The 23,778-nt window shown below is 69.5% G+C and carries 20 protein-coding genes; 16 read left to right on the forward strand and 4 right to left on the reverse strand.

The features are described 5' to 3' along the window. Window positions 1–68 precede the first annotated feature (68 nt). The 12 genes from typA to ACFY8U_RS13465 all read left to right on the forward strand — a co-directional run bounded on the left by typA (window position 69) and on the right by ACFY8U_RS13465 (window position 15,298). On the forward strand, window positions 69–1,970 hold the full coding sequence (gene typA / locus ACFY8U_RS13410; protein WP_389569407.1) for a translational GTPase TypA: 1,902 nt from the start codon (window positions 69–71) through the stop codon (window positions 1,968–1,970). A 572-nt stretch (window positions 1,971–2,542) separates the two neighbouring features. Continuing rightward, complete coding sequence (locus ACFY8U_RS13415) at window positions 2,543–4,186, forward strand: ABC transporter substrate-binding protein (protein ID WP_361597134.1); 1,644 nt, start codon at window positions 2,543–2,545, stop codon at window positions 4,184–4,186. Between the two features lie 89 nt (window positions 4,187–4,275). Beyond that, on the forward strand, window positions 4,276–5,202 hold the full coding sequence (locus tag ACFY8U_RS13420; RefSeq protein WP_389569410.1) for an ABC transporter permease: 927 nt from the start codon (window positions 4,276–4,278) through the stop codon (window positions 5,200–5,202). Then, window positions 5,195–6,148, forward strand: a complete 954-nt coding sequence (locus ACFY8U_RS13425) for an ABC transporter permease (RefSeq protein ID WP_389569412.1) — start codon at window positions 5,195–5,197, stop codon at window positions 6,146–6,148. The genes ACFY8U_RS13420 and ACFY8U_RS13425 overlap by 8 nt, the downstream gene beginning before the upstream one ends. Before the next feature lie 17 nt (window positions 6,149–6,165). Then, window positions 6,166–7,224 carry an ABC transporter ATP-binding protein gene (locus ACFY8U_RS13430; protein WP_361597139.1) on the forward strand — a complete coding sequence of 353 codons (1,059 nt, stop codon included), beginning with the start codon at window positions 6,166–6,168 and terminating at the stop codon, window positions 7,222–7,224. Continuing rightward, on the forward strand, window positions 7,217–8,365 hold the full coding sequence (locus ACFY8U_RS13435; protein WP_361759361.1) for a dipeptide ABC transporter ATP-binding protein: 1,149 nt from the start codon (window positions 7,217–7,219) through the stop codon (window positions 8,363–8,365). The genes ACFY8U_RS13430 and ACFY8U_RS13435 overlap by 8 nt, the downstream gene beginning before the upstream one ends. Before the next feature lie 145 nt (window positions 8,366–8,510). Next, window positions 8,511–10,136 carry an ABC transporter substrate-binding protein gene (locus ACFY8U_RS13440; RefSeq protein WP_389569415.1) on the forward strand — a complete coding sequence of 542 codons (1,626 nt, stop codon included), beginning with the start codon at window positions 8,511–8,513 and terminating at the stop codon, window positions 10,134–10,136. An 82-nt stretch (window positions 10,137–10,218) separates the two neighbouring features. Continuing rightward, entirely contained in the window at window positions 10,219–11,142 is a 924-nt protein-coding gene (locus ACFY8U_RS13445) for an ABC transporter permease (protein ID WP_361597148.1), read from the forward strand. Continuing rightward, entirely contained in the window at window positions 11,135–12,121 is a 987-nt protein-coding gene (locus tag ACFY8U_RS13450) for an ABC transporter permease (protein ID WP_389569418.1), read from the forward strand. The genes ACFY8U_RS13445 and ACFY8U_RS13450 overlap by 8 nt, the downstream gene beginning before the upstream one ends. A gap of 6 nt (window positions 12,122–12,127) precedes the next feature. Further along, a complete protein-coding gene (locus ACFY8U_RS13455) occupies window positions 12,128–13,102 on the forward strand; it encodes an ABC transporter ATP-binding protein (protein ID WP_361436245.1) in 975 nt (324 codons plus the stop codon). Then, window positions 13,095–14,144 (forward strand): dipeptide ABC transporter ATP-binding protein, encoded by a 1,050-nt coding sequence (locus ACFY8U_RS13460; protein WP_361597157.1) that lies wholly within the window; start codon window positions 13,095–13,097, stop codon window positions 14,142–14,144. The genes ACFY8U_RS13455 and ACFY8U_RS13460 overlap by 8 nt, the downstream gene beginning before the upstream one ends. Before the next feature lie 224 nt (window positions 14,145–14,368). Beyond that, window positions 14,369–15,298, forward strand: a complete 930-nt coding sequence (locus ACFY8U_RS13465; RefSeq protein ID WP_389569421.1) for a hypothetical protein — start codon at window positions 14,369–14,371, stop codon at window positions 15,296–15,298. A 1-nt stretch (window position 15,299) separates the two neighbouring features. Here ACFY8U_RS13465 and ACFY8U_RS13470 read toward each other — a convergent pair whose 3' ends face one another. Continuing rightward, window positions 15,300–17,441 carry a prolyl oligopeptidase family serine peptidase gene (locus ACFY8U_RS13470; protein ID WP_389569424.1) on the reverse strand — a complete coding sequence of 714 codons (2,142 nt, stop codon included), beginning with the start codon at window positions 17,439–17,441 and terminating at the stop codon, window positions 15,300–15,302. A 174-nt stretch (window positions 17,442–17,615) separates the two neighbouring features. On the opposite strand from ACFY8U_RS13470, the gene ACFY8U_RS13475 reads away from it, so the two are divergent. The 3 genes from ACFY8U_RS13475 (at window position 17,616) to ACFY8U_RS13485 (ending at window position 19,142) form a co-directional block, all read left to right on the forward strand. Then, the gene (locus ACFY8U_RS13475) at window positions 17,616–17,810 is read left to right on the forward strand and encodes a hypothetical protein (RefSeq protein WP_137993529.1); all 195 of its coding nucleotides are present in this window, start codon (window positions 17,616–17,618) and stop codon (window positions 17,808–17,810) included. 94 nt (window positions 17,811–17,904) lie between these two features. Further along, the gene (mshB, locus tag ACFY8U_RS13480) at window positions 17,905–18,801 is read left to right on the forward strand and encodes an N-acetyl-1-D-myo-inositol-2-amino-2-deoxy-alpha-D-glucopyranoside deacetylase (protein WP_361597166.1); all 897 of its coding nucleotides are present in this window, start codon (window positions 17,905–17,907) and stop codon (window positions 18,799–18,801) included. Beyond that, window positions 18,798–19,142 (forward strand): DUF6113 family protein, encoded by a 345-nt coding sequence (locus tag ACFY8U_RS13485; RefSeq protein WP_389569427.1) that lies wholly within the window; start codon window positions 18,798–18,800, stop codon window positions 19,140–19,142. The genes mshB and ACFY8U_RS13485 overlap by 4 nt, the downstream gene beginning before the upstream one ends. A gap of 286 nt (window positions 19,143–19,428) precedes the next feature. Here ACFY8U_RS13485 and ACFY8U_RS13490 read toward each other — a convergent pair whose 3' ends face one another. Next, the gene (locus ACFY8U_RS13490; protein WP_389569745.1) at window positions 19,429–20,085 is read right to left on the reverse strand and encodes a hypothetical protein; all 657 of its coding nucleotides are present in this window, start codon (window positions 20,083–20,085) and stop codon (window positions 19,429–19,431) included. Between ACFY8U_RS13490 and ACFY8U_RS13495 the strand changes: the two genes are divergently transcribed. Next, window positions 20,021–21,499, forward strand: coding sequence for a hypothetical protein (locus tag ACFY8U_RS13495; RefSeq protein WP_389569731.1), 1,479 nt, complete (start codon window positions 20,021–20,023; stop codon window positions 21,497–21,499). The two genes, ACFY8U_RS13490 and ACFY8U_RS13495, sit on opposite strands and share 65 nt — an antisense overlap. A gap of 95 nt (window positions 21,500–21,594) precedes the next feature. Here the strand turns inward: ACFY8U_RS13495 and ACFY8U_RS13500 are convergent, their stop codons facing one another. Further along, window positions 21,595–23,169: an alkaline phosphatase D family protein gene (locus ACFY8U_RS13500; protein WP_389569430.1), complete on the reverse strand. Its 1,575-nt coding sequence runs from the start codon at window positions 23,167–23,169 to the stop codon at window positions 21,595–21,597. Beyond that, window positions 23,166–23,744: a phosphoesterase gene (locus tag ACFY8U_RS13505; RefSeq protein WP_389569432.1), complete on the reverse strand. Its 579-nt coding sequence runs from the start codon at window positions 23,742–23,744 to the stop codon at window positions 23,166–23,168. Before ACFY8U_RS13505 ends, ACFY8U_RS13500 begins: the two co-directional genes overlap by 4 nt. Between the last annotated feature and the right edge of the window lie 34 nt (window positions 23,745–23,778).

Here is a 23,778-nt window from a genome sequence, read left to right on the forward strand (position 1 = left end):
GCGTCCGCCCGGCGGGCGTAAGAGGAACTGACGCCGCATCCCACGATCCGAGAGAAGCGCAAGCACCCATGCCCACGCGCCACGACATCCGTAACGTCGCCATCGTCGCCCACGTCGACCATGGCAAGACGACCATCGTCGACGCCATGCTCAAGCAGGCCGGTGCCTTCGCCGCCCACCAGCACCTCGACGACCGCATGATGGACTCGAACGACCTGGAGCGTGAGAAGGGCATCACGATCCTCGCCAAGAACACGGCGGTGAAGTATCACCCCAAGGACGGCGGGGCCCCGATCACGATCAACATCATCGACACCCCCGGTCACGCCGACTTCGGTGGCGAGGTCGAGCGTGGTCTGTCGATGGTCGACGCGGTCGTTCTGCTCGTCGACGCCTCCGAGGGCCCGCTGCCGCAGACCCGGTTCGTGCTCCGCAAGGCCCTCCAGCAGCGCCTGCCCGTCATCCTCTGCATCAACAAGACGGACCGCCCGGACTCCCGGATCGACGAGGTCGTCAACGAGACCTACGACCTCTTCCTCGACCTGGACGCGGACGAGGACCAGATCGAGTTCCCGATCGTCTACGCCTGTGGCCGTGACGGCATCGCCTCGCTGACCAAGCCGGAGAACGGCACCGTTCCCGCCGACAGCGAGAACCTGGAGCCGTTCTTCTCCACGATCCTGGAGCACGTGCCGGCCCCGTCGTACGACGAGGACGCGCCGCTGCAGGCCCACGTCACCAACCTCGACGCCGACAACTTCCTCGGCCGTATCGCGCTGCTCCGTGTCGAGCAGGGCGAGCTGCGCAAGGGCCAGACGGTCGCGTGGATCAAGCGGGACGGCACGATCTCCAACGTCCGCATCACCGAGCTGATGATGACCGAGGCGCTCACCCGCAAGCCGGCGGAGGTCGCCGGCCCCGGTGACATCTGCGCCGTCGCCGGTATCCCGGACATCATGATCGGCGAGACCCTGGCCGACCCGGAGAACCCGATCGCGCTGCCGCTGATCACGGTCGACCAGCCGGCCATCTCGATGACCATCGGCACCAACACCTCGCCGCTCGTCGGCCGCGGTGGCACGGGCAAGGGCGCGGAGGCCAAGTCCGCGGTCAAGAACCGTAAGGTCACCGCCCGCCAGGTCAAGGACCGTCTGGACCGCGAGCTGATCGGTAACGTCTCCCTCCGTGTCCTCGACACCGAGCGTCCCGACGCCTGGGAGGTCCAGGGCCGTGGTGAGCTCGCGCTCGCCATCCTGGTCGAGCAGATGCGCCGCGAGGGCTTCGAGCTGACCATCGGCAAGCCGCAGGTCGTCACCAAGGAGGTCGACGGCAAGATCCACGAGCCCGTCGAGCGCCTCACGGTCGACGTGCCCGAGGAGCACATGGGCGCGGTCACGCAGCTCATGGGCGTCCGCAAGGGCCGCATGGACAACATGTCGAACCACGGCTCCGGCTGGGTCCGCATGGAGTTCGTCGTTCCGTCCCGTGGCCTCATCGGCTTCCGTACGGAGTTCCTGACCAACACCCGCGGTACGGGCATCGCCCACTCGATCCACGAGGGCCACGAGCCGTGGTTCGGCACGCTGACGACCCGTAACAACGGCTCGCTGGTCGCCGACCGCGCGGGTGCGGTCACCGCCTTCGCGATGACCAACCTCCAGGAGCGCGGTGTGCTGTTCACCGACCCCGGCACCGAGGTGTACGAGGGCATGATCGTCGGCGAGAACTCGCGCTCCGACGACATGGACGTGAACATCACCAAGGAGAAGAAGCTCACCAACATGCGCTCCGCCTCCGCCGACTCCTTCGAGGCGATCGTGCCGCCGCGCAAGCTCTCCCTGGAGCAGTCTCTGGAGTTCTGCCGCGACGACGAGTGCGTCGAGGTGACCCCGGAGGCCGTGCGCATCCGCAAGGTCGTCCTGGACCAGAACCAGCGCGGTCGCACCGCGTCGCGCGCCAAGAACGGCTGACCCGGGCGCCAGGCCGGCACCCGCCGTCCACGTACGTCTCCGGCACCCGCCGTCCACGTACGCCCGGCACAGGCGTCACCACGTACGCCCGGCACAGGCCTCACCACGTACGCCCGGCATAGGCGTCAGTACGCCCGGCACAGGCGTCACCAGCACCACCGGAACACCGGCAACGGCCCCCGCGGGATCCCCGCGGGGGCCGTTCCCTGTTCCGGGACCTCGTGCGCGATCTCGTCAAACTGATTTCTCGTCACGCTGTCCGGTTTCCGGACGTCGCTCTCCGGAACGTGTGTTAACGGTCCGTTTCGGGGGTGTCTGTCTGTGATCAGTTTGTCCGGATTTCGGTCTCAAGGCCCTTAGTGATGTTGCCAAAACGAGACCACTTAAGTGTGGTTTACAGCCCGGACGTACTTAATAGTTGGCTCCATTGAGCTCGGGTCAATGGGTCACGCACTGTGGGGAGTGTCGACTCACGAGCACACTAGGGGCACTTGAGTCCAATGCCGTCAGGGGTGTCGGCGAACTCGAAGTGCCCCCCTTGTAGTGACAAGTGGACTCATGAGGAGGAACCCATGCGCGGTGCCAAGAGCGCCAAGTGGGTAGCGGGCGCGATCGTCGTGGCCCTGGCAGCAACCGCCTGTGGCGGCAGCAATGACAAGGGTGGGGAGGGTGAAGGCAAGGCGAAGGCCGGCGGCGCTGTGAGCGTCGGCATCTCCGAGCCGAAGCGCCTCGTCCCGCAGACGACGACCGAGTCCGAGGGCTCGCAGGTGCTGGACGCGCTGTTCCGTCCGCTCGTCAGCTACGACGACAAGAACCAGCCGGTCGAGGACGCTGCGGACTCGATCACGACGACGGACAACCAGCTCTGGACCATCAAGATCAAGCCGGGGCAGAAGTTCCACGACGGCACCCCGGTGACCGCCAAGAGCTATGTCCAGGGTTGGAACTGGGGTGCCTACGGCCCGAACGCGGCCGACGGCAACTACTTCTTCGCCACCATTGACGGCTACGACGCCCTCAACCCGGCGGACCCGGACGGCGAGGAGGGCCCGAAGAAGGCCCCCGAGCCGAGCGCCAAGGAGCTGTCGGGCCTGAAGGTCGTGGACGACACCACCTTCACGGTCAAGCTGGCGAAGCCCTTCGCCGACTACAAGACCGTCCTCGGCTACACGGTCTTCTACCCGCTGCCGGACGCCGCGATCGCCAACATCAAGGCGTACGAAGAGGCTCCGATCGGCCAGGGTGCCTTCAAGATCGAGGGCAAGTGGGACCACAACAAGGCGATCAAGGTCGTCAAGAACCCTGACTACACGGGCACCAACAAGCCCAACGTGGACTCGGTGACGTACAAGATCTACCAGAAGCAGGAGACGATGTATAAGGACGTCGTCGCCGGCGCCCTTGACGTCATCCCGCAGGTTCCGACCTCCGAGCTGGCCAACGCTCCGAAGCAGTTCGGTGACCGCTTCAAGTCGTCCCCGGCCTCGACCTTCCAGTTCGTGTCGTTCCCGACGTACGACAAGAAGTACTCGAAGCCGGAGATCCGCAAGGCGATCTCGATGGCCATCGACCGCGAGGAGATCACCAAGGTGATCTTCAACGACTCGCAGTCCCCGGCCCGCTCCTTCGTCTCCCCGGTCGTCGGCGGCTACCGCGACAACACCTGCGGTGAGTCCTGCAAGTTCGACCCGGCCGCTGCCAAGGCTCTCCTCGCGAAGGCCGGCGGCATCGAGGGCAACAAGATCAACATCGGCTACAACGGCGATGGCGGTCACAAGGAGTGGGTGGACGCCACCTGCAACCAGGTCAAGAAGAACCTGGGTGTCGACTGCGTCGGCCAGGCCGTCCCGCAGTTCGCCGAGCTGCTGACCCAGGTCGAGCAGAAGAAGTTCTCCGGCATGTTCCGCATGGGCTGGATCATGGACTACCCGTCCATGGAGAACTACCTCGGCCCGCTGTTCACCACCGGTGGTTCCTCGAACTACTACGGCTACAGCAACAAGCAGTTCGACAAGCTGGTCGAGGAAGGCCGCGCCGCCAAGACCCCTGCCGAGGCCATCAAGCTCTGGCAGCAGGCCGAGGACGTCCTCGTCCAGGACATGCCGGTGATCCCGCTGCGCTTCGGCAAGAACGTGTTCGCGCACAGCAAGAAGGTCGCGAACGTCGAGATGGACCTCTTCAACCGGGTCGACGTCACGAAGATCTCCAAGGCCTAACAGCCTCAGGCATCTGACCCAAACGAATAGTCGAGAACGGCGGCGGGGGCCGGAACACCGGCCCCCGCCGCTTCTCGCGAGGAGGACCCATGGGCCGGTTCGTCATCCGACGAATCCTTCAGATGGTGCCCGTCTTCATCGGCACCACGTTGATCGTCTATTTTCTCGTCACGCAGATGGGTGGCGACCCCATCCAGAATCTGTACGGCGAGAAGCCAGTACCTGACAACATCAGAGCGACGCTGATGGAGCAGTACCACCTGAACGAGCCATTCCTCGTTCGGTACTGGTACTACTTCAGCGGTCTGCTCCAGGGCGACTTCGGTGAGTCCATCGCGCAGGGCCGGCCCATCGTCGAGCTCCTCGCCGAGGCCTGGCCCGAGACGCTGAAGGTCGCCGGTGTGGCCTTCGTCTTCGAGCTCGTCATCGGCGTCGTCGCCGGTGTGCTCGCGGGCATGCGCCGCGGCAGCTTCATCGACAACCTGGTGCTCGTCTCCACCCTGACCGTCATCGCCATCCCGATCTTCGTGCTCGGCAACGTCGGCCAGACCTTCCTCGGACAGGAATGGGGACTGTTCCCCGTCGCCGGCACCGACGACGGATTCATCAGCTACCTGCTTCCGGGCATGGTGCTCGGTTCCGTCTCGCTCGCGTACATCGCGCGACTCGCACGGGCCTCGGTCGCGGAGAACCTCCGCGCCGACTACATCAGGACCGCGAAGGCCAAGGGCCTTCCGAAGAGCCGAGTGATCGGCATCCACGTGCTGCGCAACTCGCTGATCCCCGTGGTCACCTACCTGGGCGCCGACCTCGGCTCCCTCATGGGCGGCGCCATCGTCACCGAGGGCATCTTCAACATCCCCGGTGTGGGTTTCCAGCTGTTCAGCTCGCTCAACGTGGAGGACGGACCGGCGGTCGTCGGATTCGTCAGCCTGCTGGTGCTCGTCTATCTGATCACCGCGCTGATCGTCGACCTGCTGTACGCCGTGCTTGACCCGAGGATTCGCTATGAGTAACGCGTTCAAGGCGCCCGAAGAGGCCTACACCGAGAGCATCGCCGGGACAGTCGCGCCGGGCCCGACCGCCACCAAGCAGGACAAGCCGCGCAGTCTCGCCCAGGACGCGTTCCGGGACCTGATCCGCCGGCCGATGTTCCTCATCTCCGCGGTCCTCATCTTCGCCATCCTGACCATCGCCGCCTTCCCGGGCCTCTTCACCAGCGTCGAGCCGCTCGACTGCGACCTGAAGAACTCGATGGCCGGCCCCAGCGGCGACGCCTGGTTCGGCTACAACTTCCAGGGCTGCGACGTCTATTCGCAGACCATCTACGGCACCCGTAACTCGGTGATCGTGGGTGTGCTGACGACGGTCTTCTCGCTGCTCATCGGCGGACTCGTCGGTGTCCTCGGCGGCTTCTTCGGCAAGTGGACGGACGCCCTCCTCTCGTTCGTCACCAACGTCTTCTTCGGACTGCCGCTGCTGCTCGCCGCGATCGTCATCCTGAACAACTTCCGTGACGAGAAGGGCATGCGCAACGCCGGTGTGATGGCCGTGGTCATCACGCTCTCCGTCGTCGGCTGGATGTCCATGGCCCGCGTCATGCGCGGTGCCGTCATGCAGGTGAAGCAGGCGGACTACGTCGCCGCGGCCCGTTCGCTGGGTGCCTCCACCTGGCGGCTGATGTTCCGTCACGTCATGCCGAACTCCGTCACCCCGGTGATCGTGGTCGCCACGATCTCCCTCGGTGTCGTCATCGGCGCGGAAGCGACGCTGAGCTTCCTCGGTATCGGCATCAGGCCCCCGGCCATCTCCTGGGGCGTGATGATCTCCGAGGCGCAGCAGCGCATCTCCCAGGGGCTGCACCCGCTGCTGTTCCCGTCCGGAATGCTCACCATCACGGTGCTCGCCTTCATCATGCTCGGCGACGCGGTCCGTGACGCCTTCGACCCGAAGCTGCGCTGAGAGTAAGGACGAACGCAGTGACCACCATCGACAAAACCGCGAGCGTCCCCGCGCCGCGCGACGGCGCGACCCACGACGGTCCGCTGCTCGACGTACGCGACCTTCACGTGGAGTTCCGCACCCGTGAGGGTGTCGCCAAGGCCGTGAACGGTGTCTCGTACTCCGTCAACGCCGGCGAGACCCTCGCCGTCCTCGGCGAGTCCGGTTCCGGCAAGTCCGTGACCGCGCAGGCCATCATGGGCATCCTCGACACTCCGCCGGGGTACGTGACCAAGGGAGAGATCCTCTTCCGCGGCCAGGACATGCTCAAGATGTCCGAGGACGAGCACCGCAAGCTGCGCGGCAGCAAGATCGCGATGATCTTCCAGGACGCGCTGTCCTCGCTCAACCCCGTGCTCAGCGTCGGCTACCAGCTCGGCGAGATGTTCCGGGTGCACCAGGGCCTCTCCAAGAAGGAGGCCAAGGCCAAGGCGATCGAGCTGATGGACCGGGTGAAGATCCCGGCCGCCGCAGCGCGGGTCAACGACTACCCGCACCAGTTCTCCGGCGGTATGCGCCAGCGCATCATGATCGCCATGGCGCTCGCCCTCGAGCCCGACCTGATCATCGCGGACGAGCCCACCACGGCGCTCGACGTGACCGTGCAGGCCCAGGTGATGGACCTTCTCGCGGAGCTCCAGCGCGAGCTCAACATGGGTCTGATCCTGATCACCCACGACCTCGGCGTCGTCGCCGACGTCGCGGACAAGATCGCCGTGATGTACGCGGGCCGGATCGTCGAGCAGTCGCCGGTGCACGAGATCTACAAGCGCCCGGCCCACCCGTACACCAAGGGTCTGCTCGACTCGATCCCGCGCCTGGACCAGAAGGGCCAGGAGCTCTACGCGATCAAGGGTCTGCCGCCCAACCTGCTCAAGATCCCGTCGGGCTGCGCCTTCAACCCGCGCTGCCCCAAGGCGGACGACGTCTGCCGTACGGAGATTCCGGCCCTCACGCCGGTCACCGAGCAGGACGGCACGGATCTGCCGGGCCGCGGCAGCGCCTGCCACTTCTGGAAGGAGACGATCCATGGCTGAGCTCAGCAAGAAGGACGAGGCCGCGGACGCGACTCCGAACGTCACCGAGGTCCACGAGGTCGACGCCGTGAGCGAGGCGGAGGCCGTAGCCGCCATCGAGGCGCCGGTCGAGCGCGGTGAGCCGATCCTGCAGGTCCGCAACCTGGTCAAGCACTTCCCGCTGACCCAGGGCATCCTGTTCAAGCGCCAGGTCGGCGCGGTCAAGGCCGTGGACGGGGTCTCCTTCGACCTCTACCAGGGCGAGACCCTCGGCATCGTCGGCGAGTCCGGCTGTGGCAAGTCCACGGTCGCCAAGCTGCTGATGAACCTGGAGAAGGCGACCGCGGGCGAGGTCTTCTACAAGGGCCAGGACATCACCAGGCTGTCCGGCCGCGCCCTGAAGGCCGTCCGCCGGAACATCCAGATGGTGTTCCAGGACCCGTACACCTCGCTGAACCCGCGCATGACGGTCGGCGACATCATCGGTGAGCCCTTCGACATCCACCCCGAGGTGGCCCCGAAGGGTGACCGGCGCCGCAAGGTGCAGGAGCTGCTCGATGTGGTCGGTCTGAACCCCGAGTACATCAACCGCTACCCGCACCAGTTCTCCGGCGGTCAGCGCCAGCGCATCGGCATCGCCCGAGGCCTCGCGCTCAACCCGGAGATCATCATCTGCGACGAGCCGGTCTCGGCCCTGGACGTCTCCGTCCAGGCGCAGGTCATCAACCTGATGGAGAAGCTGCAGGACGAGTTCAACCTCTCCTACGTCTTCATCGCGCACGACCTGTCGATCGTCCGGCACATCTCCGACCGGGTCGGCGTCATGTACCTCGGCAAGATGGCCGAGATCGGTACGGACACGCAGATCTACGACCACCCGACGCACCCCTACACCCAGGCGCTGCTGTCGGCGGTCCCGGTCCCGGACCCGGAGGCCCGTGAGGGCCGCGAGCGGATCATCCTCACGGGTGACGTCCCCTCGCCGGCCAACCCGCCGTCGGGCTGCCGCTTCCGCACCCGGTGCTGGAAGGCGGAGGAGAAGTGCGCCACGGAGGTCCCGCTGCTGGCGATCCCCGAGCGCTTCCAGGGCCAGGACACCCCGGCCGCGCACGAGTCGGCGTGTCACTTCGCCGAGGAGAAGGACGTCGTCCACGCCGGATGACCGAGTTCCACGCGTGAGGCGCCCGGCCGATTCGGCCGGGCGCCTCACGCGTGTGTTCTTACGGGTGTCGTAAAGGTGCATACCGCCCGCACTCGGGTGATATTGGGGCTCTCGCTAGTGACCAGAGATCCTCGGGAGGCACCTGATGCGTGGAGCCACGCACGCCAAGTGGGCCGCACTGGCCGCCGCCGTCGCCCTTACGGTGACGGCATGCGGCGGCGGAGGCGACGGCGGAGGCGGTGGCGCCGACGGCATCGTGAGCTCCTCGTGGGGTGATCCGCAGAACCCGCTGGAACCCGGGAACACCAACGAGGTCCAGGGCGGCAAGGTCCTGTCCATGATCTTCCGGGGGCTCAAGCAGTACGACCCGAAGACCGGCGAGGCCAAGAACATGCTCGCCGAGAGCATCGAGACGACCGACTCCACCAACTTCACCATCACCCTCAAGGACGGCTGGACCTTCTCCAACGGCGAGCAGATCACCGCCCAGTCCTTCGTGGACGCCTGGAACTACGGCGCCTCGCTGAAGAACAATCAGAAGAACAGCTTCTTCTTCGGCCAGATCGAGGGCTACGACCAGGTCCACCCCGAGTCGGGCGAGCCGACCGCGGAGACCATGTCCGGTCTCAAGGTCGTCGACCCCAAGACGTTCACGGTCAAGCTCACCCAGAAGTTCTCCACCTGGCCGGACACCCTCGGCTACGTCGCCTTCGCCCCGCTGCCCAAGTCCTTCTTCGACGACCACGCGGCCTGGCTCGACAAGCCCGTCGGCAACGGTCCGTACACCGTCGGCTCGTACTCCAAGGGCTCGCAGATGGAGCTGCAGCGCTGGGACGGCTACCCCGGCGACGACAAGGCGCAGAACGGCGGCGTGACCCTCAAGGTCTACACCGACAACAACACCGCCTACACCGATCTGACGGCCGGCAACCTCGACCTCGTCGACGACGTTCCCGCCTCCCAGCTCAAGAACGTCGAGGCGGACCTCGGCGACCGGTACATCAACGTCCCGGCCGGCATCATCCAGACCCTCGGCTTCCCGTTCTACGACGCGGCATGGAACAAGCCGGGGCAGGAGAAGCTCCGCCAGGGCCTCTCCATGGCGATCAACCGCCAGCAGATCACCGACCAGATCTTCCAGAAGACCCGCACCCCGGCCGTCGACTGGACCTCCCCCGTCCTCGGCGAGGAGGGCGGCTTCAAGGACATCTGCGGCGACTTCTGCCAGTACAACGCCGAAGAGGCGAAGAAGCTGGTCGCCGAGGGCGGTGGCATCCCCGGCGGCACGATGACGATCACGTACAACGCCGACACCGGCTCCCACAAGGAGTGGGTGGACGCCGTCTGCAACTCCATCAACAACGCCCTCGGCAACAACCGGGCCTGCGTCGGCAACCCCATCGGCACCTTCGCCGACTTCCGCAGCCAGGTCAGCACGCAGAAGATGAAGGGCCCGTTCCGGGCCGGCTGGCAGATGGACTACCCGCTCATCCAGAACTTCCTGCAGCCGCTCTACTACACCAACGCCTCGTCGAACGACGGAAAGTACACCGACCCGGAGTTCGACAAGCTCGTCGACCAGGCCAACGCCGAGTCCGACATCGCCAAGGCCGTCGAGACCTTCCAGAGCGCCGAGGAGGTCCTCCGCGACGACATGGGCGCGATCCCGCTCTGGTACCAGAACGGCAGCGCGGGCTACTCCGAGCGCATCTCCAACGTGACCCTGAACCCCTTCAGCGTCCCCGTCTACGACCAGATCAAGGTCAACTGACGCAGTTCGTCGGCGTACGGCCCGGCCCCGCGTCCCTCCGCGCGCCGGGCCGTACGACGTCCTCACACCCCCGGAGCCCCTCATGGGTCGTTATGTGATCCGGCGTCTGCTGCAGATGATCCCGGTCTTCATCGGCGCCACCCTGCTGATCTTCCTGATGGTGAACGTGATGGGCGACCCCATCGCCGGCCTCTGCGGCGACCGCGCCTGCGATCCGGCGACCGCCGCCCAGCTGGAGAAGGAGTTCGGCCTCGACAAGCCGGTGTGGCAGCAATACCTGATCTACATGGGCAACCTCTTCACCGGCGACTTCGGTACGGCCTTCAACGGCCAGCCGGTGACCGAGCTGATGGCCAGCGCCTTCCCCGTCACCATCAGGCTCACCATCGTCGCGATCCTCTTCGAGATCGTCATCGGCATCACCCTCGGCGTGCTGACCGGCCTGCGCCGCGGCCGCCCCGTCGACACCACCGTGCTGCTGCTCACGCTCGTCGTGATCTCGATCCCGACCTTCGTCACCGGCCTGCTGCTCCAGCTGCTGCTGGGCGTGGAGTGGGGCTGGATCAAGCCCGCCGTCTCGCCCGAGGCCCCGTTCAACGAGCTGATCGTCCCCGGCCTCGTCCTCGCCTCCGTCTCGCTCGCCTACGTCACCCGGCTCACCCGGACGTCGATCGCCGAGAACAAGCGCGCCGACTACGTCCGCACCGCCGTCGCCAAGGGCCTCCCGCGCCGCCGGGTCATCTCCCGGCACCTGCTGCGCAACTCGCTCATCCCGGTGGTCACCTTCATCGGCGCCGACATCGGCGCGCTGATGGGCGGCGCCATCGTCACCGAGCGGATCTTCAACATCCATGGCGTCGGCTACCAGCTCTACCAGGGCATCGTCCGCCAGAGCACCCAGACCGTCGTCGGCTTCGTGACCGTCCTCGTCCTCGTCTTCCTGGTGGCCAACCTGCTCGTCGACCTCCTGTACGCCGTCCTTGACCCGAGGATCCGCTATGCCTGAGCACCCCGAGCCGTTCGACGACGGCCGCGCCATCGACCACACGGGGGCGGGTGGCGCCACGGACCTCGCCATGGAAGAGGGCGAGTCGCTGGAGAAGACCCCCGGCGGCCCCCTCGGCACCGGCCCCGCGGGCAAGCCCCGCTCCCTGTGGTCCGACGCCTGGCACGACCTGCGCCGCAACCCGGTCTTCATCGTCTCCGGCCTGGTCATCATCTTCCTGGTGATCATCTCCATCTGGCCCTCCCTGATCGCCAGCGGAGACCCCCTCCAGTGCGACCTGTCCAAGGCCCAGGAGGGCTCCCAGCCCGGCCACCCCTTCGGCTTCAACGGCCAGGGCTGCGACGTCTACACCCGTACGGTCTACGGTGCGCGCACGTCCGTCAGTGTCGGCGTCCTCGCCACCCTCGGCGTCGCGGTCCTCGGCTCCGTCCTCGGCGGCATCGCCGGCTTCTTCGGCGGCGGCTCGGACGCCGTCCTCTCCCGGATCACCGACGTCTTCTTCGCCATCCCCGTCGTCCTCGGCGGACTCGTCCTGCTGTCGGTCGTCACCAGCAGCACGATCTGGCCCGTCATCGGCTTCATGGTGCTGCTCGGCTGGCCACAGATCTCCCGCATCGCCCGGGGCTCGGTCATCACCGCCAAACAGAACGACTACGTGCAGGCCGCCCGGGCGCTCGGCGCCTCCAACTCCCGCATGCTGCTGCGCCACATCGCGCCCAACGCCGTCGCGCCGGTCATCGTCGTGGCGACCATCGCCCTCGGTACGTACATCTCGCTCGAGGCGACCCTGTCCTACCTGGGCGTCGGGCTGAAGCCGCCGACCGTCTCCTGGGGCATCGACATCTCCTCGGCCTCGCAGTACATCCGCAACGCCCCGCACATGCTGCTCTGGCCGGCGGGCGCGCTCGCCGTCACCGTGCTCGCGTTCATCATGCTCGGCGACGCGGTGCGCGACGCCCTCGACCCGAAGCTGAGGTAGCCGCCCATGCTGCTCGAAGTGAGCGATCTGCACGTGGAGTTCCACACCCGGGACGGAGTGGCGAAGGCGGTCAACGGGGTCAGCTACTCGGTCGACGCGGGCGAGACCCTGGCCGTGCTGGGCGAGTCCGGCTCCGGAAAGTCCGTCACCGCGCAGGCCGTCATGGGCATCCTCGACATCCCGCCGGGCAGGATCACCGGCGGCGAGATCCTCTTCCAGGGCCAGGACCTGCTGAAGCTCAAGGAGGAGGAGCGGCGCAAGGTGCGCGGCGCGAAGATGGCGATGATCTTCCAGGACGCGCTCTCCTCGCTCAACCCCGTCATCAGCGTCGGCGACCAGCTCGGCGAGATGTTCCAGGTCCACCAGGGGATGTCCCGCAAGGACTCCCGGGCCAAGGCGGTCGAGCTGATGGACCGGGTCCGCATCCCGGCCGCCAAGGAGCGGGTGGGGCAGTATCCGCACCAGTTCTCCGGCGGTATGCGCCAGCGCATCATGATCGCGATGGCGCTCTCCCTCGAACCCGACCTGATCATCGCGGACGAGCCCACCACCGCCCTCGACGTCACCGTCCAGGCCCAGGTCATGGACCTCCTCGCCGAGCTCCAGCGCGAGCTCGACATGGGCCTCATCCTCATCACCCACGACCTCGGCGTCGTCGCCGACGTCGCCGACCGGATCGCCGTCATGTACGCCGGCCGGATCGTCGAGACGGCCCCCGTCCACGAGATCTACAAAGCACCCGCCCACCCCTACACCCGGGGCCTGCTCGACTCGATCCCGCGCCTGGACCAGAAGGGCCAGGAGCTCTACGCGATCAAGGGCCTGCCCCCGAACCTGCTGGCCATCCCACCCGGTTGCGCCTTCAACCCGCGCTGCCCCCTCGCCAGGGACGTGTGCCGCACGGACGAGCCGCCGTTGTACGAAGTGTCGGAGGAACGCCGCAGCGCGTGCCACTTCTGGCAGGAGGCCCTCCGTGGCTGAGTCGATCCTCGAGGTCCGGGACCTGTACAAGCACTACCCGCTGACCCAGGGCATCCTCTTCAAGAAGCACGTCGGCGCGGTCAAGGCCGTCGACGGCGTCGACTTCGACCTGACGGCGGGGGAGACCCTCGGCATCGTCGGCGAGTCCGGCTGCGGCAAGTCCACCGTGGCCAAGATGCTGGTCAACCTGGAGCGCCCGACCTCGGGGACGATCCGCTACAAGGGCGACGACATCACCAAGCTGTCCGCCAAGGCCCTGCGCGCGGTCCGCCGCAACATCCAGATGGTCTTCCAGGACCCGTACACCTCGCTCAACCCGCGGATGACGGTCGGCGACATCATCGGAGAGCCGTACGAGATCCATCCCGAGGTAGCCCCGAAGGGGGACCGGCGGCGCAAGGTCCAGGACCTGCTGGACGTGGTCGGGCTCAACCCCGAGTACATCAACCGCTATCCGCACCAGTTCTCCGGCGGTCAGCGCCAGCGCATCGGCATCGCCCGCGGGCTCGCGCTCCAGCCCGAGATCATCGTCGCGGACGAACCGGTCTCGGCGCTCGACGTCTCCGTCCAGGCGCAGGTGGTGAACCTTCTGGCGAAGCTCCAGGACGAGTTCTCGCTCAGTTACGTCTTCATCGCCCACGACCTGTCGATCGTGCGGCACATCTCCGACCGGGTCGGCGTCATGTACCTCGGCCGGATCGTCGAGATCGGTACGGACGCGCAGATCTACGACCACCCCACCCACCCGTACACGCAGGCGCTGCTCTCCGCGGTCCCGGTGCCGGACCCGGGCGCGCGGGAGCACCGCGAGCGCATCATCCTCACCGGGGACGTGCCCTCGCCGGCGAACATCCCGTCGGGCTGCCGCTTCCGCACCCGGTGCTGGAAGGCGCAGGAGCGCTGCGCACTGGAGGTCCCCGAGCTGGCTGTCCCGGCGGTCTTCCGGCTGACGGACACCCCGGCGAAGCACGACTCCGCCTGCCACTTCGCGGAGGAGAAGCACGTGGTCCCGTCGGAGGACGAGCGGCCTGACGAGGGTTAACGCCGGGGCAACGCGGCCGACTTGGATCCGATATACGAACACGGCACGCTCGACAGCGTACGGCCGTGCGGGTGCCGTAGGCCGGCCGGGACGCACCAAGCACCCCGGTCGGCCGCTCCCGTCGCGGCTCGCCTCGGTGATCTCGGTGGCCGTGGCGGGCGCCTTGCCGAGCGAATATGCGGAACCGCTTGTTTCGGTGCGTGGTAGCGGTGAGTATCGGCTTCGTGACAGTGACACGACCGGCACGTCTCACCGGCGCCGCGCTGTGCGGTGCGCTCGCGCTCGTCATCGTCGTCTGGCTCCTGCGGGACCTCGCCGCCTTCGGCTCGCCCGCCGGGCTCGCCTGGTACTGGGCCGGGGAGCACGCCTTCCTGTTGCGCCGCCGGGCCGCCACCTCGCTGGTCGACCCCCTGCTGCTCGTCGCGTACGCGGCCACCGCCGTCGCCGCCCTGCGCTCCTCCCTCGCCGCGCCCGCGCTCGCCGCCACCGCGACCGTCACGCTCGCGCTGCGGCTCCCCGGCCTCTGGGCGACCGGTGTCGACGCCCTCGTCACGACGCTCCTCACGCTCGGCCTCGCCGCCGGGCTCCTCGTCACCGCCGTCGCCGGCCGCCGCCCCGCCGAGAACCACAGCGAGCTGCCGGCCCGCCCCCGCACGGGCCCGGCCGTCGCCGCCGGGGTCCTCTGCGCCGTGGCCGGGCTGGTCTGGGCCGCCTGGGAGACGTACTGGGCGACTTCGCTCCCTGTCGAGGCGACGGTCGACCGGTTCACCGGCGGCCGCTCGCTCCTCCTGCCCGCCCTCGCCGTCCCCCCGGCCTGGCTGAACCTGACGCTCGCCGCCCTGTTCCTCGCGGCCGCCGCCGCGGCCTTCGCCCGCTCCCCGCACGCCCGCCCTCTCGGACTGCTCGCCGGGCTCCTCCTGACGGGCTCGGGGCTCTCCGGGATCGCCGTCGCGTTACGGCTCGGGTGGGCCGACCGGTTCGCCGCACTGGACGACGACGGCCGGCTCACCCTCGCCACCTCGGCCTACGCGCTCCTCGCCGGAGCCGCCCTCCTCGTCCTGCTCTCCCTGCGCGGCGCACCCCGCCCCGCACTCCGCCGGCCGGTCGCCGCGCTGCCGCCCGCCCCGCCGCACCCCCGACCGCCCGGCTGGTGAACTACCGGTCCAGGCCGAGCGCCCGCTTCAGGAAGTCCACCTGAAGGAGCAGCATGTTCTCCGCCACCTGCTCCTGCGGCGTCATATGGGTCACGCCCGTCAGCGGCAGCACCTCATGGGGCCGCCCCGCGGCGAGCAGCGCCGAGGAGAGCCGGAGCGTATGGGCCATCACCACATTGTCGTCCGCCAGGCCGTGGATGATCATCATCGGCCGCGCCGGCTCCTCGGGCGCCGACAGACCGTCGTCGGTGACCAGTGAGTTCGCCGCGTACACCTCCGGACTCTCCTGCGGCGTCCCGAGATAGCGCTCGGTGTAGTGGGTGTCGTACAGCCGGAAGTCCGTCACCGGTGCCCCCGCGATCGCCGCGTGGAAGACGTCGGGCCGCCGCAGCACCCCGAGCGCGGCGAGATAGCCGCCGTACGACCAGCCCCGGATCGCCACCCGCCCCAGGTCGAGCGGGAAGTCCTCGGCGAGCGCGTGCAGCGCCTCGATCTGGTCGTCCAGAGTCGGCGTCAGATCGTTCTTGATCGCCTTCTCCCAGCCGGGCGACCGGCCCGGCGCACCCCGCCCGTCCGCCACGACCACGGCGAAGCCCTGGTCGGCGAACCACTGCGACGTCAGATGCGGATTGTGGGCGGCGACCACCCGCTGACCGTGCGGACCGCCGTACGGGTCCATCAGTACGGGGAGCGGCCCGTCACCTTCCGCGTAACCGGAGGGGAGCAGCACGGCGCACGGAATCCGCCGTGCGCCCCCCTCCACAAGCCGCACGCCCGCGGTGAGCGCCGGAGTCTCCGCATGCGAGGCGATCACCGCCACCTGCGCTCCGTCCCGCAGCACCCGCGCCACGCTCCCCGGCGCGTCCGGCCGCGCCGAGACCAGCACCGTCACCGCGCCGCAGCGCACCGCCGAGTGCACCCCGACGCCCTCCGAGACCCGCTCCACCCCCCGCTCGCCGACCCGGTACACATGGATCTCCCCGGTCTCGGGCTCCGCCCGCTCCTCACCGGCCGAGGCCGAGACCAGCACGTCGTTCTCCCCGACGTCCAGGACCGCGCGCAGATGGAGCGACCCACCGGTGAGCGCCCGGTCCCCGACCGCCAGAACCCTCGCCCCGCCCTCGTCGGCGATCCGCACCAGCCGCCCGCCCGGAGCCCACGCCGGCACCCCCGGCAGCAGCTCCAGCCACACCGGGTCCTCGTCCGCGTGGACGGTCCGCGTCGCCCCGGTCGTCACGTCCACCGCCAGGTGCAGCTGGGTGCGCTGGTCGCGCGCCTGGACGAGCAGCAGCGGGGCCCCGTCCGCCGACCAGTGCACACGGGCCAGATACGGATACCGCTCGCGATCCCACGCGACCTCCGTACGCTCCCCGGCCAGGTCCACCACGTAGAGCCGGACCTCCGCGTTCGCCGTTCCCGCCGCCGGATACGGCACCACCTGCGGCTCCCGGTCGGGGTGCGCCGGATCGGCGATCCACCACCGCCGCACCGACCGGTCGTCCGCACGGGCCACAAGGAGCCGGTCCGACTCCGGCGACCACCAGTAGCCCCGGTACCGGCCCATCTCCTCCGCGGCGATGAACTCCGCGAGCCCGTACGTCGTGTGCGCGTCCTCCGGCTCCACGAGCGCCCGGTCGCCCTCCCCGTCCGCGCCCGTCACCCGCAGCGCGCCGCCCGCCACATAGGCGATGTGCCGCCCGTCGGGCGACGGACGCGGGTCCACCACCGGGCCGGGCACCCGGAGTTCCCCGGCCGTCCCCGCCCGCAGCTCCGCCGCGAACAGCCGGCCCGAGAGCGCGAACGCCGCCAACTCCACGGCCGCGTCCACCGCGTACGCCACGATCCCGCCCGAACCCTCTCGGCTCCGCTCCCGCCGAGCCCGCTCCTCCGCCGACAACTCCTCGGCCGCGCCCGCGAGCAGCGCCTCCGGATCCGCCGCGGGCCGCTCCCGCGCCTCGCCCGTGAGATCGAGCACCCACAGCGCGTGCGAGCGGTCGGTTCCGGACGACGAGCGCACGAACACGACGCGTTCACCGTCCGGGGAGACCGTGAACGCACGAGGAACGCCCAGGGTGAAGCGCTGGGTGCGGGCGTACTGACGCGGGAACGAGAGCGGGAACGACGGCAGTTGCGTGGAGGTCATGCGACCGAAACTAGCGCTGTGCGCCCCCTCTGTGCCTCCGTACACCATCAATGCGGTGCCACACATAGTTATGATCCGTAGCGCTAGGTGGGTAGGGGTCACCTGACATCTGGCACATGCTCGCCGAACTGACCGTCCGAATATCCGACCGAAGAAGTGTGGAGGTGAACCGCCGTGGCACTCTCGATTTCGGCGGTGGTGCTGCTGGCGATCGTCGTCTTCCTGCTGATCCGGAAATCCGGGCTGAAGGCTGGACATGCGGCGGTCTGCGCGCTCCTGGGGTTCTACCTGGCGAGCTCGTCCATCGCCCCGTCCATCAGCACGCTCACCACCAACGTGGCGGGCATGATCGGCGGCCTCAAGTTCTGAGCTGCGCGCGCGGGGGTGCCCGGGCGTGCCCTGGGGCGCCCGGCGGATCACGGCCGGGGCCCCGGTCCATGGCCCCGCCTCGTAGGGTGGGGCCATGACGGTTCTCCCAGCCCGTCGTCTGCTCCTGGTGCACGCGCACCCCGACGACGAGTCGATCAACAACGGCGCCACCATGGCCAGGTATGCGGCCGAGGGTGCCCAGGTCACGCTTGTGACCTGCACACTCGGCGAGGAGGGCGAGGTCATCCCGCCCGAGCTCGCCCACCTCGCACCCGACCGGGAGGACCGGCTCGGAGCCCATCGCGTCGGCGAGCTCGCCGACGCGATGAAGGAGCTGGGCGTCACCGACCACCGCTTCCTCGGCGGCCCCGGCCGCTTCCGCGACTCCGGAATGATGGGCGTCGAGCAGAACCGGCGCGCGAACGCCTTCTGGAACACGGACGTCGACACCGCCGCCCCCTACCTCGTCGAGATCGTCCGCGAGACCCGCCCGCAGGTTCTCGTCACCTACGACCCCGACGGCGGCTACGGCCACCCCGACCACATCCAGGCCCACCGCGTCGCCATGCGCGCCGCCGAGCTGGCCGCGGACGCCGCCTACCGCCCGGACCTCGGGCCTGCCCACGCGATCGCGAAGGTCTACTGGAACCGGGTTCCGCGCCCGGTCGCCGAGGCCGCCTTCGCCCGGCTCCACGCCGAGGGCGCCGGCTTCCCCGGCATCGCGGACATCGACGACGTACCGGGTGTCGTCGACGACAGCCTCATCACCGCCGAGATCGACGGCGACACCGCATGGACGGCCCGGAAAACCGCCGCGATGCGGGCCCACGCCACCCAAATCGCCGTCGAAGGACCCTTCTTCGCGCTCTCCAACGACCTGGGGCAGCCGATCCTCACCACGGAGTACTACCAGTTGGTGCGGGGTACGCCGGGCGCACCGGCGGGCGTGCGCGAGACCGACCTCTTCGCGGGCGTGGGTGAGGACGCGTGAACATCCGGATCGTCTGGTACGTCGTGTTCCTCGTCCTCGGAGCACTCGTCGGCATCGCCGGCTCCATCGCCCAACCGGCCTGGTTCCCCGGCGGGTTGCTCCTCGCCCTGCTCGCCACCGCCGGAGCCTTCTACGGCGGGCTGCGAGCCACCGGCACCCAGCTCGGCATCGTGGCCCCCGCCGTCGGCTGGCTCGTCGCCGTGGTGCTGCTCAGCGTCGGACGCCCGGAGGGCGACGGGGTCTTCGGCGGCGGAGCCTCGGAGATGATCTATCTTCTCGGAGGCATGGCGGTCGCTGTGATGTGTGCCACGGTGGCGCGGCTTCCCCGACCGACCCCGTGAACAGGGTGACTTGGGGGGAGCTTCGGTGAAGGAGTGCCCCGACTTCGGCCGGAATGCCCTGTACTGGATCCCCTGCCGTCGGGTGCGATTCGGCGTCGGCCAGTATGGTGGTGCGCGCCGCCGAGCCGCCCGGGTACACGAGCACCAGCAAGAGCGGGCGGTGGAGCCAACCGGGAGAACCTGCTTTGAGTCGTGAAACTGGTCGAGAGACTGACAGTTCGTCCTCCGGCGCCCAGGGGCGCGGTGGAGCCGCGTACCCGTCGGGTACACCGCCGTACGGATCCCGTCAGTATCCGTCGCTCCACCCCACGCAGGACGGATCCGACGAGACGGCCGGTGCCGCCGGCGCGCCTTCCGCCTCTCCGCTGCCGGAAGAGCCGAAGACCGAGACCACGCTGACCACGCGGATCCGGATCAACATCCCGGGTTCGCGGCCGATCCCGCCCGTGGTGGTCCGCAAGCCGGTCGGGGACGCGTCCCGGGAGACCGCGAGCGCTCCGGCCGCCGAGAAGGCACCGGCCCCCGCGCCGGCAGCCCCTGCCCCGGCACCCGCGCCCGCACCCGCGCCCGCGCCCGCTCCCGCCCAGGCCGAGGCGCCCCATGCGGAGGAGAAGACCAGCGACTGGTTCGCCCCGCGCAAGGCGGCGCCCGCGGCTCCCGCCGCGCCCGCCGCTCCGACGCCCCCGGCCGCTCCTGCCGGGAAGTCGGGACCGGCCGACCGGTCGGAGCGGGGCTCCGGCTCCGGCGCTCCCGGCTCCCGCACGCCCGGCCCCAGTGCGTCCGGTCCGGGGCGTACGCCTCCCGCGGGTACACGGCCTCCGGCCCCGGGCACCGGCCCGAACCGCGGCTCCGGTTTCGCCGGTCCCGCGACCGGTGGCATCCCGCGCGTCGGCGGCGCCTCGATCTCGGCCACGCCCGCGTCCGGTACGCCGATGTTCCTCACGACCCCGCCCCAGGACGAGGCCGCGTACGGCCCCGGTGGCGCGCCCTACGCCCAGGGCGGCCCGCAGGCGCCGACCGGCCCGACCTCGGGCCCCGTCACGGGCAGCAGCCCGATCGGCGGCAGCCCGATGGGAGCGGGTCCGCTCGACGGCGGCCCGCTGGGCGGCGCTCCGATGGGCGGCGACCCCTTCCCGGGCGGCCCGCGGATGTCCGACGACACCGCCGTCCTGACGCCGCAGAAGCCCGGCCCGGTCACCCCGCCCCCCGGCCCCGCCGGCCATGTCTCCGGGGACACTCTCACCAGCGGCATCCCGGTCGTCCCGTCGGGCCCCGACCTCACGCCCCGACTCCCGGACCGCGGCTTCTCCGCCCCGGAGTTCGTCGGCGGCGCCCCGGCCCCGACCGAGCCCCGCCCCGCCCCCGCGCCCTCGTCGTCCTCCTCGGGCGGCCGCTCCGCCCCGGCGAAGAAGGGCCGCTCCAAGCTCGTCCTCCTCGGTGTCGGCGTCTTCGGCCTGGCCGGTGTCGCCTACGGCGCCGGGCTCCTCCTCAACCACTCCGACGTCCCCAAGGGCACGACCGTCCTCGGCGTCGACATCGGCGGCGGTACGAAGGAGGAGGCGGTCAACAAGCTGGAGGCCGCCCTCGGCAAGCGCGCCCACGCCCCGCTCAAGCTCAACGTCGGCGGCAAGAACGTCGAGCTCGCCCCGGACAAGGCCGGCCTCTCCCTGGACAGCCAGGAGACCGTCCGCGCCGCCGCGGGCAGCGACTACAACCCCGTCTCCGTGATCGGTTCCCTCTTCGGCGGTGAGCGCGTCGCCGAGCCGAAGCTGCCGGTCGACGAGGAGAAGCTGGCCGTCGCCCTGACCGACGTGGCCGGTGCCTCCGGCTCGGCCACCGAGGGCACGATCAGGTTCTCCCCGGGCAAGGTCACCGCCGTGGAGGGCAAGCCGGGCAAGGGCCTGGACGTCGGCCGATCGATGATCTTCGTCAAGGACGCCTTCCGCGCCCAGGTGGAGACGGGCCAGTCGAAGCCCGTCGAGCTCCCGGTCGTCACCCGCCAGCCCACGATCACCAAGGCGGAGCTGGACCGGGCCATGCGCGAGTTCGCCAAGCCCGCCATGTCCGACGTGATCCTGATCAAGGCGGGCCCGAAGGAGATCAAGTTCGGACCGGCGCGGTCGCTGCCGCAGATCCTCTCCATGAAGGCCGTCAACGGCCGCCTGGTGGAGGTCTACGACAAGAAGGCGATCGACCGGCTCCTCGACGGCGTCTTCGACGGCATCATGATCACCAAGGCCGACGGCAAGAAGCACCAGGTCTCCGCCGACGACGTCGCGTTCGTCATGCGCGACGCGCTGATGGGCAAGACGACGGCCGAGCGGACCAAGACCATCGACCTGACGGGCCAGGGCTGATCACCGCCCCGTGACCCACAGAGCGACAGCGCGAGAAGCGCACACGGACGCCCGTCCCACCGGTCACGACCGGCGGGACGGGCGTTCCCGCTGTGTCAGTCCCTGCGGTACTGCGCCGGCGAGTTCTTCGTCGCCGGGTCCTCGTACGAGCCCGCCTTCCCGCGGTCCACATGGAACGTCGTCAGCGTGGAGACGGGCGAGGCCGGGTCACGGCGGTCGTCGATCACCCGCATGTGGGCGCTGAAACGCTCCGGCGTGACTTCGTAGACGTCGTAGCCGTAGCGGTTGCCCTCGAAGTACTTCAGGTGCGGGTTGCCCGCGCCCATGACCGGACCGTTCGTGGCGTTCCAGCTCGCCGAGTACGCCCCCGAGGTCACCGAGTGCGCCGTGAACTCCGTACCGATGACCGGCGACGAGACGTCGTCGAAGTCCGGCCGGATGTCGTCGACGAACGCCGAGTGCCAGTCGCCCGTGATGACGACCAGGTCCTCCATGCCGGTGCTGTGCACATGGCCGAGGATCTCCTTGCGCTCGGTGCGGAAACCGTCCCACTGGTCGGTGAACATGTACGAGCCGCCGGGACGGCTCCGCAGCTGGCTGAGCATGATCGAGTTCGCCCAGACGTGCCAGGTGTCCGGAGCCTGCTCGATGTTCCGCTTCAGCCACCCCTTCTGCCCGGCGCCCAGGATCGTGCCGTCCGCGAGGTTCTGCGCCGAGCGGTACGAGCGCAGGTCGAGGACGGTCAGCTCCAGCAGGTCGCCCCAGCGGCGCACCCGGTGGATCTCGGGGTCGGGCAGCGCGGTGGCGCTCCCGGCGCCGCCGTCGCGGTGCGGCATGTTCTCGTACCAGGCCTGGTACGCGGCCGCGCGGCGCTGCATGAACGCCGCGCCCCCGCCCGTACCGGAGTAGTCGTTGACGACCTCGTGGTCGTCCCACGTCAGGAACCACGGGTGCGCGGCGTGCGCCTCGCGCAGGGAGGCGTCGCCCTTGTAGAGCGCGTGGCGACGGCGGTAGTCGGCGACCGTGAAGATCCCGGGGCCCTCGTGGTCGCGGACGTGGTCGGCCGGGACTCCGCCGACCTGACCGTGCTCGTAGATGTAGTCGCCGAGGTGGACGACGAAGTCGACGTTCTCGCGGGCGATGCCCCGGTGGGCCGCGTAGAAGCCGTCGTGGAACGCCTGGCAGTTGGCGGCGGCGAACCGGACGGACGAGACGCGGCCGACGGGCGCGGTCTTCGTACGGCCGATCCGGCTCCGCTTGCCGAGCGCCTTGAAGGCGTACCAGTAGCGGGTGTCGGGGCGCAGCCCGGAGACCGGGACGTGCACGCTGTGGCCGAGCGTGGCGGAGGCGGGCACGGTGCCCTCCGCGACGACGCGCTTCAGCTGGGCGTCGGTGGCGACGACCCACTGGACCTCGACGATCTCGGACAGCTTCTGCTCGGCGGCCAGCGGCTCGGGGGCGAGCCGGGTCCACAGCAGGACGCTGTCCGGCTGCGGGTCGCCGGACGCGACGCCGAGGGTGAACGGCGCCGGGTCGTAGTCGGCGCCGAGCGCCTGGGCGGCTTCGAGGGCCTGCGCGGGCGAGAGCCCGGCGGCCAGCGGCCAGGCGATGTTCAGGGCACCGGCGGCTCCGGCGGCCTTGAGCAGATCGCGTCGGTTGAGCCTGGTCACTTGCGTCCCTCCGTGGCGTGCAGCGTGAGCGATATCGAGTCGGCGTAACCGTCGTTGGACGTCCCGCCGCCGCTGCGGGTGAAGACGAGCAGCACACGCGCGGAGCGCGCGGTACGCGGCACCTGCGCGGTCGCCGTGCGCTGCAGGAGCGCGGTACGGGACAGCCGCTCGGCGGCCGTCACGGGGCCGAGCACGGACAGGGCGACCGGGGTCCCCTGGGCGTTCCGGAACTCCACGGAGAGCCGCGCGCCGTCCTCCTGCGTGGCGTAGCCGCCCAGCCAGCCGGCGAGCGTGTACCGCACCCGCCCGGCGTCGATGTGCCGCCACCCCGTGGCGCCCGTCCTCGGCAGGGCGATGTCCTGGACCAGAGCGGTGCGGGGGCTGTTGCCGCCGGAGAAGAACCGCGTGCCACGGGCGGCGGGCCCGGGGTCCGCGGGCCCCGGGTAGCCGTTGCCCAGGCTGTACGCGATGAGCGCGGGCGCTCCTTCCCGCACGTCCCAGCCGGTCACACCGGTGACCGGGTCGGCGGACCCGCCGGGCCCGCTCTCCGCGTCTCCGTTGACTACGAGATTCACTCGAGCCTCCTCGATCAAGCGCTGTTCGTCGGGC

This window comes from Streptomyces sp. NPDC012508, assembly GCF_042902595.1.
Taxonomy (GTDB): domain Bacteria; phylum Actinomycetota; class Actinomycetes; order Streptomycetales; family Streptomycetaceae; genus Streptomyces.

What these genes read in the sequence shown, in the direction of transcription:
- typA (WP_389569407.1), top strand. Translation starts at nt 69, where the DNA reads ATGCCCACGCGCCACGACATCCGTAACGTCGCCATCGTCGCCCACGTC.
- ACFY8U_RS13415 (WP_361597134.1), top strand. Translation starts at nt 2,543, where the DNA reads ATGCGCGGTGCCAAGAGCGCCAAGTGGGTAGCGGGCGCGATCGTCGTG.
- ACFY8U_RS13420 (WP_389569410.1), top strand. Translation starts at nt 4,276, where the DNA reads ATGGGCCGGTTCGTCATCCGACGAATCCTTCAGATGGTGCCCGTCTTC.
- ACFY8U_RS13425 (WP_389569412.1), top strand. Translation starts at nt 5,195, where the DNA reads ATGAGTAACGCGTTCAAGGCGCCCGAAGAGGCCTACACCGAGAGCATC.
- ACFY8U_RS13435 (WP_361759361.1), top strand. Translation starts at nt 7,217, where the DNA reads ATGGCTGAGCTCAGCAAGAAGGACGAGGCCGCGGACGCGACTCCGAAC.
- ACFY8U_RS13440 (WP_389569415.1), top strand. Translation starts at nt 8,511, where the DNA reads ATGCGTGGAGCCACGCACGCCAAGTGGGCCGCACTGGCCGCCGCCGTC.
- ACFY8U_RS13445 (WP_361597148.1), top strand. Translation starts at nt 10,219, where the DNA reads ATGGGTCGTTATGTGATCCGGCGTCTGCTGCAGATGATCCCGGTCTTC.
- ACFY8U_RS13450 (WP_389569418.1), top strand. Translation starts at nt 11,135, where the DNA reads ATGCCTGAGCACCCCGAGCCGTTCGACGACGGCCGCGCCATCGACCAC.
- ACFY8U_RS13455 (WP_361436245.1), top strand. Translation starts at nt 12,128, where the DNA reads ATGCTGCTCGAAGTGAGCGATCTGCACGTGGAGTTCCACACCCGGGAC.
- ACFY8U_RS13470 (WP_389569424.1), bottom strand. Translation starts at nt 17,441, where the DNA reads ATGACCTCCACGCAACTGCCGTCGTTCCCGCTCTCGTTCCCGCGTCAG.
- mshB (WP_361597166.1), top strand. Translation starts at nt 17,905, where the DNA reads ATGACGGTTCTCCCAGCCCGTCGTCTGCTCCTGGTGCACGCGCACCCC.